At 51.8% G+C, this 9,312-nt stretch carries 3 protein-coding genes and 2 pseudogenes; 4 read left to right on the top strand and 1 reads right to left on the bottom strand.

Features of this window, described 5'->3' with window-relative positions; all coding sequences use genetic code 11:
- The first annotated feature begins 307 nt into the window (after window positions 1-307).
- The 4 genes and pseudogenes from PM2_RS28910 to PM2_RS30560 all read left to right on the top strand — a co-directional run bounded on the left by PM2_RS28910 (window position 308) and on the right by PM2_RS30560 (window position 8,248).
- Window positions 308-1,564, top strand: coding sequence for an integrase domain-containing protein (locus PM2_RS28910; RefSeq protein WP_028700070.1), 1,257 nt, complete (start codon window positions 308-310; stop codon window positions 1,562-1,564).
- Window positions 1,565-2,506: 942 nt separating this feature from the next.
- A complete protein-coding gene (locus PM2_RS28905; protein ID WP_028700069.1) occupies window positions 2,507-3,487 on the top strand; it encodes an integrase domain-containing protein in 981 nt (326 codons plus the stop codon).
- Window positions 3,484-3,753 (top strand): annotated as a pseudogene (locus PM2_RS30565) (hypothetical protein); the annotation flags it as partial. The gene PM2_RS28905 and the pseudogene PM2_RS30565, both read left to right, overlap by 4 nt.
- A 313-nt stretch (window positions 3,754-4,066) precedes the next feature.
- Window positions 4,067-8,248, top strand: a complete 4,182-nt coding sequence (locus tag PM2_RS30560; protein ID WP_042132624.1) for a B12-binding domain-containing radical SAM protein — start codon at window positions 4,067-4,069, stop codon at window positions 8,246-8,248.
- A gap of 307 nt (window positions 8,249-8,555) precedes the next feature.
- Here PM2_RS30560 and PM2_RS31040 read toward each other — a convergent pair.
- A pseudogene (locus PM2_RS31040) lies at window positions 8,556-9,312 on the bottom strand (S8 family serine peptidase); the annotation flags it as partial.

Here is a 9,312-nt window from a genome sequence, read left to right as displayed (position 1 = left end):
CCCTAAAAGCTGGGGAGTCAGCTGCGCGCGAACAGGAATGACAGCGTAATGGCAGCGTATTCTCTGGAGACCGCGAAAATACTGAATTAGACGCAGGTTCAAATCCCCCCGGCTCCACCAAATTATCAAACAAAGACGTCCACGGACGTCTTTTTTTGTGACTGCGATCCAGTAAATACGCGGCTTCCAGCGCTTTTGCGGGCTTTTGAGAGTTTTTGAGTTCCAGCCATTCTGGTATTCCAGACGGTATTCCAGCCCATCCGGTGCTAATCTTTGGAATACCGAATCAGTGCCTGAGGACAATCTCATGCCTGCTCAAAACCTCCGCCTCTCCGATCGACAACTCAAGGGAGTCAAACCGGCGTCCAAGGATTACGTCCTCACGGACGGTGACGGTTTGCAGCTCCGCGTACGCAGCAACGGCTCGTTGCTGTGGAATTTCAACTACCGCGAACCGGTGACCAAGAAGCGCATCAACATCGGCTTCGGGACCTATCCCGAACTGTCACTGGCGAACGCACGAAAGAAGGCAGTCGAAGCCCGCGAGTTGCTCGCCCAGGGCATCGATCCTAAGGTGCAGCGCAATACGCTGAATGAAGCCAAACGCGCAGAAACGGAACACACCTTCGAGAACGTGGCCACCGCGTGGTTCGAGCTCAAGAAAGACTCGGTCACCCCGGCCTACGCCGAGGACATTTGGCGGTCGCTCACGCTGCACGTGTTCCCCGATTTGAAGACGACACCACTCACCAAAATTACCGCGCCGATGGTGATCGCATTGCTTCGTCCAATCGAAGCGAAAGGCAGCCTGGAGACGGTCAAGCGCCTTAGCCAGCGGCTAAACGAGATCATGACCTACGGAGTAAATTCCGGCCTGATCTTCGCCAACCCGCTGACCGGCATCAGGGCTGTATTCAAGAAGCCCAAGAAAGAGAACATGGCTGCGCTTCCGCCCGAAGAACTCCCCGAGCTCATGCTGGAGATCGCGAACGCCAGCATCAAACGCACCACCCGCTGCTTGATCGAATGGCAGTTACACACGATGACTCGCCCCGCCGAGGCGGCAACTACTCGCTGGGCAGACATCGACTTTGAAAGGCGTGTCTGGACTATCCCACCGGAGCGGATGAAAAAGCGCCGCCCTCACAGCATCCCCTTGAGTGATCACGCTGTCGCACTTTTGGAGTCACTGAAAACTCACAGCGGCCATCGCGAATACGTCTTCCCGGCAGACAGAAATCCGCGCACCCACGCCAATAGCCAAACGGCCAACATGGCGTTGAAACGCATGGGCTTCCAGGACCGTTTGGTGAGCCACGGCATGCGCTCGATGGCCAGCACCATCTTGAATGAACATGGGTGGGACCCGGAGCTCATTGAGGTCGCACTGGCGCATGTCGACAAGGATGAGGTGCGCAGCGCCTACAACCGAGCCGACTACATTGAACGCAGACGACCGATGATGGCCTGGTGGAGTGAGTACATCCAGAAAGCCGCCACCGGCAGCCTGCTTGCCTCAGCATACGGGCAAGTCAGAGATAAGAACGTGGTACCGATCCGCTAGCTCTGTATGGCGCAAGAATTGCGGAAACAACTGAACGTCCAACGTTCGGGACAAGCAGCCTCGCTTATCTGCTTCTCAGCACGGGTCCATCCAAACAGGGCTGCAAAGCCGCCCTGTTTGGATGGACCTCACTTTGAAGAGCTAAAAGCCACGACGTTGTCCGGGATTTACCAAGTAAGTCCACCGATGGATAACCGCTTTTCACGTCCTCAAGGGCGCTTAACTTCGGCCCTTGACCGGGTTTATCCACAGGCGTAGAACTGGCCGTGCAAAGGCTGTCGATGACAGCGCCTCAGGTGACCCGAGCCTTCAAGGTCACGCCGCTCCCGTGGTGGTTCAGCCCAAGTACGATTCGCATCCGGCAGCTCGTACGGTCACTACCCATGTGATGGATGCTCTTACACATATGGCCCTCGTGCGCCAGACACACCGTACCTCTCTGCCCTGCAGCAACCTATTCGCTTGGCCGAATCTTGCGCCAACCTGTGCCCGTCTCTTTCTTCTGGAAAGAGACGGGCACTTCTACCACTGCTGCAGCCCTGATCGCACATGGCTTTGCGGCAATCCCCCTCGTGACAATCGGCGTGACAAACGCCGATGTCACCAGCAACAGCGCCGTGGATGATGGTGCCGCAGACCAAGGAATGGACTGCACCTGACTGACAGTCAGGCATGCCCCGGTCATCGCATTGCTGCTTGCACCTGGCTCAGGATCTCGCGGCACTGGTCTCGTCAGCCAATGCAGCCTCCACCCGCCCACCGGTAACGGTGCTCAGGAGGCCAGATCATGAGATGCCCTTGCTCCCGGACGTAAGGAGCCGCCAGTCCCGCGTAGAGGACATCCCCACAGGTCGCAGGGGCCTTGATCCCTGATAACACTCAACATTCTTGGCGGGATGACGTGGGGCGAGGATCGAAGACCGAACGATGAGGTGATTCGACATGGCATTGGTGGGTAGACGCGATGGCCGTAATTTCGGCTACGGCAGGCAACTGAGCTACGCAGGGCCGCAGGCGTTGAAAGACATGTTCGGCGGCGGCCACTACGGCACGGTGAAGGCACACTGTGATCGGTGGCAGGCATTCGTGAAGTGGTGCCGCTCCGAACAAGGGCCCGGAATCAATGATGCGCGGCAGATTGATTGGAAAGTGTTGGCCGACTATGCGGCGTATCTGCGCGACGTGGTTAGGCGCGGTGACCTTGCTGTTAGCACCGCACAAAACCGCCTATCCAGCGTTAACAGGACCATGGCGGCGCTTCGCGGTGATCAAAACGTGAAATTGCCCAGTCCGAGCAAGGCGTTGGGTATGCAGCGCACCGGGGTTCGACACTCTGTACCTCAGGGCCAAGACCGCGAGCAGGTTAAACAGATCGTCGATGCGCTTTGCAGCCATCATCAACTGCGGGCCGCCGCCATCGTTCTGTTAGCACGGGCCACCGGCATGCGCTTGCGTGAGGCCATCTTGGCGGATCTGCCACGACTAAGCCGTGAGGCTAACGAGCTAGGCAGGATCAATATTCAGGATGGTACCAAAGGCGGTCGCGCCGGTGCCTCGGCGCCGCGTTGGATTGCGGTGAACGACGATGTTCGCGAGGCGCTTGGGTTTTCACGGCAGGTGTCGCCTGTGGGTAGCCACAACCTGGTTGCGCTGCACGAAAGCTACCGAAATCTTCTACAAGAAATTATCCGCCCTGCGCGGGACATCTTGCATGCACACAACCTCAAAGGCTTCCATGAGCTACGAGCGGCGTACGCATGTGAGCGCTATGAGCAAATCACCCAACACCACGCGCCTATCAATGGCGGCCACTGTTGCCAGTTAGATAGGAGCCTTGATCGTGAAGCTCGTAGGCAAATCAGCTTCGAGCTGGGGCACGGGCGCATTGACGTGGTCGCGGCATACATAGGTGGCCGGGCATGAGTAGACCATTCGATATGGAGCTGTTCTTGGCTGGCGTTCTGACCGGCTCGCACGCAACCCGGCAACGCCACGTGCGACAGGCAAAAATAATCCAGGCAGAAATCGCAGGGCGCTGGAAACGAGAAACACCTTGGGCTTGGCAGAGAAAGCATGTGGCTTGGTTTCTTGAGCACCGCTTAGCTGAACGATGCGAGGTGACCCGCTATCGCTACCTGCTGACCGTGCGGCTGCTCGCTCGTCGCTTGAAAAAATCCTGGATCTTCAACCGCCTGCGAATCCCTAATTTTGACAGTCAAGACCGAGCGCATTCGCCTCGTGACTGCCATAAGCGGATGGCAGCTATCAGCGATAAGCAGCCGTTATCCGCTATCCAACCTGCGCTCTCGTGCTGTCGCTAAACTGTAGCAAAATCGCCAACCAGTGTTTAATGGTCGATAACGTCCAAAACGGCATATCATACGTGATTGGTATTAGGCAGATGTAGTAATGGCAGCTGATCAGCGTTGTGATCCCAGTATCTCATCAAGGGTACACAACGTGCCGTGACTACCTAAGCGCATCGAGTATTTAGGAGCCGAGATGGCATACGTAGTGGCTTTACTTGCAACCCGATGGGGAAGTGATTTAGGTGGCCTCAATGTGTTTAACAAGGGTCTAGCAGAAGGCTTGATCCAAGCACTCCCCAAAGAAAGCCAGACGTACTGTTTTGTAAATCGGTTGCCGGAAATAGGATGCGAAGTAGGAGTAACTCTTATAGAACAGAAAGAGTTCACTGCATCCGAAATAGCTGACAAAATTGCCAACTATTGTACAACATCAGACTTAGAGACATTGCAAGGCGTTTTAGTTGTGGGACATGACGTCATCACAGGCCAAACTGCCGTTGACTGCGCTAACCAACTTCGTCAGCATCTTAGCGAGACGGACATTAAGTCAGCCGTTATAGGCCATATGGACTATTCGTCATATGCCTTTATGAAAGGGCAAAGCATGGATGAGGTGACTGCACGTTCGCTGCAGCAGCGAGAAGTCATTGCTGCTGCAGATTGTGCTTTTGCCGTGGGCCCCCTGCTACAGCGTAATTTCGCATCGGCGCGAAGTGCCAAGAATCGACCAAGATCACCTGTAAGGCCATTGATACCCGGCGTTGAAAAAATTAAGTGGCAGCACCACGACCCTCGCGTCGATTTACAAGTTTTTATCTCTGGCCGACTTAATCGTGATGACGATCCGATAAAGAATTCTACACTGGCCATTCACGCACTCGCAGAAGCATATTCACGAGGTCGGCAAATCGATGCTGTGGCCTGGCTAGCTCGTGGGCAACTTTTTGCGTGGGGAGTAGACCCAAGCTCCGACGAAATTGTGGTGGAAGAGCTCAAAGAAATCGGTAGCAAGAATGCTGCTTTTACTCTTCATGCAGAGCCATTTTCCGATGACCAAGTAGCCCTACGGCAACGCTTGGCTAGTTGTCATGTAGCGTTGATGCCGTCGTGGCATGAAGGCTTTGGTTTGAGTGGATGGGAGGCTCTTTGCGCAGGCATCCCCCTTGTATGCTCGCGTCAATCCGGACTTGCGATGCTAATTGATGATCTGAAACACCAGTTCCCAGAGGTTTCATTCGACAGCATTGAGTTTGTAAATCTTGGCGGCAGCACGACTGCAGGCACGCCGAACCAAGAAGATATCGATAAGTGCGCTGACGCATTGCTTGCAATAACAAGCAACCTTGAGGCGCGAAAGCAAGCCGCTATCGAAGTTGCATCCCTACTAAAACGTGAATATAGCTGGAAGCGCTGCGCATCTGATTTACTAGAAGGTACTGGCTGGTACTTTCCTGGCTCGGTACATTGGGCGAACCGACAAGCTGTCGGTCGAAAGCAGGAGGAGTCTCGTCAGGTATTGGAACGAATACTTGAAAATCTGGGCCAATTAGACCTCGAAGAGGACTGGGCTGATTTGACTACAGCCTTCAATAGTCTGAGTGATGCGGGTAAAAACGCCGATTTGCATAATCGGGCCGACCTGCAAGAGAAGCTGCGTGATATCAGTAGTGCCATTGGTGATCGTATGGCTATGGCGAGCTCAGCAAGAGACTCAGGACACATGGACGTGTGCTGGCGGTTCATGGCCGCTTGCGCAAATATATGCTCTAGTTTCAGAGCGTTCTCTGAGTCCTTTTCAGAACCCATGCTACAGGTCATTTGGAAAGATTCGTTTTTGACTAAAGAGTTATTTTACTACTCATCTGTCTTTGCCAGCGAGATATTAAATCAGGCAAGCGAAATAGCTCCTAAGTTTTTCGAACCAGCTCGTGTATTAGATTTTGGTACTTCGTTCGCTATTCGACTTGCACGATTGGAAAACAAACATCCCGGGATCGCGACAATTATTCCTGGAATTGAAGCTGATCCTAATTTTAAAATGGAAAATCAGCGCTGCATTAAAGTAACTAAACTCTCCCATGATATTGCAGATAGCATCGCAAGCGACCCTATGTTAGCGCCTACGACCCTGGCGCTGATGGCGCACGGTCTGGATCCGGCTCGCCAAATTTCCGATCAGAGTGTTAGTTTTTTAAATATGTATTACCCTACCGCTGGCAAGGTCAAGGGGCATTGGCGTGGCGATAAGCGTGTATTCGCCGCATTTGCTACCGCGAGCTTATCCACGCAGGTACTTCTTGAAACTTTACGGAGAATGGCTCTTGATGAAGATGAAAGTATTAGATGGGCCTCATTGCATCTAGCATTCTCTCACACCCTACGACGTCGACTAGAAGCTGCTTTCTCCACGGGGAGGCTGAAAATAGAGGGCTCCCTGAATGAAGAGCTAGGTAGGATTGTGGACTTGGCTATCAGCACCGATGAAGGCCATCCATGGCTGCATCGGGAATTTCTGAGCCATTATCTAGAGGAGTGTGCATCTCCATCAGAACCCGGTAAGCCCGTACGTTTAGGCGTATTAGACTTTCCCGTCGCAAGATGGTTGATTGGCCCAGTCGTAGGTGAAGTGGGGCCTACACTTCGTGGCTGTATGCATCCAGAGGTTACTGTTACGCGCGCTGATACTCTCCAAAATGTTAAGCGCGTCTTGCTTGTATTACCTCCAATTGAAATCGATGATGCGGCATCCGGAGCATCGCGGACCAGTACACCAGCATTAGGCTTGGGCCTGCTGGCCTCTCATCTCGCGGCTCAAGGGCACGACGTTCAGATAGCGGACTGTCATAGGTTCCCAAGGCTCCGTGCGGAGGTATTGCGCCTAGCACAAACTTTCGACCTGATAGGATTCAATACCGTATTTTCCACAATACAATCAACGATGAATATGCTCGTTGGTATTCGCAAGAGAACACATAGTACTACGCTGGTAATCGGCGGGCCGGCAGCCAAGCTAAATGCATGGCAGTTTTCTACTGTGCACACAGAGGACGCCCAAGCAAGCTGGGACTTTGCAGTTTCAGCAAATGCTGTGGAAAATTTATCCTCTTTGGTGGCCAGCTTGAAAAACCCAGGGAAGTGGCCCCTAGCACCGGGCATTACTCCAAATTTGAAAAGTTGGAATGTGGTTGGTCGTGGAGTCGAGGCTGGCAACGTTATACCGGCAATTTCACAAGATTCATCAGCGACCACATGGCCGCAAGTAATAATTGATCGTCGCATTTACCGCAATGAGAATGGTCAGTATGAGCCCGCGCGAACCAGGGCAAAATCGACTACTTTCTATGAGGCTCACGTAGTTATGTCGCAAGGCTGCGACTGGAATTGTGCCTTTTGCACCGAGCGAAAAGATAAAAGTGGAGGTGAAATTCGCCGAGAGGTCTCGCATGTCCTCATGGAGGTTAACGCCTTGGCTTTGCAACATCCAGAACTCCGTATTCAGTTCGTAGATGATAACTTGCTTCCGCAGATAGCATCCGATGGAAAGCCTCAAGCGAACAAGTACAGTGGACTCGCATGGGCGAGCGACTTCATTGAGGGCCTGACCAAAATCAAAGAGCGGGCTGGTGAATCATTTGGGTGGCGTGGGATTTTCCGCATTGAAGATTTCATTGCTTACGAAGAACGTATGGGCTTCCCTTTCATAGAGCGCTTACAACAGTCTGGGTGTCGCATGCTTGCATTCGGCATTGAGCACGGAAGTGAGGAGCGAGGAAAAAAGAGTAAAGCCGCAAGTCAAACTGTAACCAACCGTCAAATTTCAGAGCTATTTGCACGACTTCGATCTGCAGATATTCTCACAAAGGCCTATTTCATGCTGGGCGGTCAGTGGGAGACACCAGAGTCAGCACAGCAAACAATTGATTTCTCCGTTGAATGTGGAGTTACCCTAGCATACTTTGCGCTTTATAAAGATTTCTCTACTGCCTCAAGCGTTCTGAGCAAAGAGCAGCATGCAAATGATCCGAGACCAGAAAGCTATATACGCTACAAACAGCTAACACTCAGCTGGGATCAGCAGCTCATTGACGTACAAAACAATCCTGAGTCCTGCGATTTCTATATGGGTGGTTCGCCTGTTACGGAGCAAGAGCTGCAATGCTATCGTGAACTATCAATTCTGGGCTTCCAATTTGCAGACTTGGTCAAGTACAACGATTTTCATAGCGAAGAAGCAAACGAAGGTAAGCTTTTGAACTCTGTCACATGGGGTGTACCGTCGGATTACTTCAAGATCGTTGAGCACGCTTACCGCAGATTCTATTTACGAGATGGATTTGTTAAAGAATACTGTGCTTTACTGAAGCACGGGTATTGAGATAGCGTCAATATCTGCTGTGGCCTGTTGCAGTCTGGTGTGAAAGGCTGCATCGGCTCGAAGCAGAAATCGTATGTGTGCATATGCAAACCCAGACAGCAAGTCGACACAGTGTTAAAATCTAATGGTCGTGCGGCTACTCACTCATTGACCAAAGAAATCATTAATATTAAAAAACTAAGCAATAGTAAATAACTGCAGCATGTCAAGTACTGCTGTATAAAAAAGGGGGCTTTATACCCCCTAGATAATATTAAGTATGCAGGACTATTTCCGGGAGGTGTAAATAAGCATACCCACAGCAGATTCAACTTCCAATTTCAATCTCAGTCTGCAGATTGGTTGCATTTTCTACGTAACCCGCCAACTTACCAACCATTGAGTTATAAATACCTGGAGCATTATCCGGGGCTTGAAAAGTTAGCACGAATGCTACTTCTTGCTCTGGCAGCTCGTGATGATCTGCCAAACCGAATTGATAAAGATCCCTAGCATAAATTCGAGCGTGCAATCTCAATGATCCGGCCTGTATAGACCTTCCTGAAAAAGAATTTGCATGACGTCGGATCGGACTCCATTTTGCAAGATCCTTTCTCGCACTCTCCTCTTTAGCTTTTGCTTCCTGCATGGACCCTAGAAGATTTATTGTGTTGCCACTAGGCCCCTTAGCTTGGAGCGCAACTTGCAAGCGAGTGGAGAAGTAATTAAATCCGCCTAACCCTGAGACAATAGGTTTAATAATTGCGGTTAGAGAGGCTCGCCCCACAAGCTTACCGCTTGCCATCATTTCCGGCGGGATGGGTAAATCGTTCCAATAGTAAGCACTGCCAGCTTTTAGTTTAGAAACCCAAGCCAGCGTGACTGTTCCTTCTTTACATACCCAAGGCATTGTATCTGGAGCCCAGGGGGTTCCCCGCCCCAGCTCATGACAATGTTCATCACGCTCCGCACAATTAATTAATAGCGCACGCACTAAGTCTGGAGTAGGATTTTTTAAATTGAAGAAAGTATGAGCTGCAAGCGAAGAAATCAGAGTTGTACTAAAACTAGTGCCAGTGTTAGGG

It is taken from the genome of Pseudomonas monteilii NBRC 103158 = DSM 14164 (assembly GCF_000730605.1).
GTDB classification, from domain to species: domain Bacteria; phylum Pseudomonadota; class Gammaproteobacteria; order Pseudomonadales; family Pseudomonadaceae; genus Aquipseudomonas; species Aquipseudomonas monteilii.
Note: the sequence above shows the minus strand (reverse complement) of the source record. Positions and strands in the feature narration are given on the sequence as shown.

Bases quoted from the DNA above. Each gene is read 5' to 3' on its own strand.
- PM2_RS28905 (WP_028700069.1), top strand. From the start codon at position 2,507: ATGGCATTGGTGGGTAGACGCGATGGCCGTAATTTCGGCTACGGCAGG.
- PM2_RS30560 (WP_042132624.1), top strand. From the start codon at position 4,067: ATGGCATACGTAGTGGCTTTACTTGCAACCCGATGGGGAAGTGATTTA.
- PM2_RS28910 (WP_028700070.1), top strand. From the start codon at position 308: ATGCCTGCTCAAAACCTCCGCCTCTCCGATCGACAACTCAAGGGAGTC.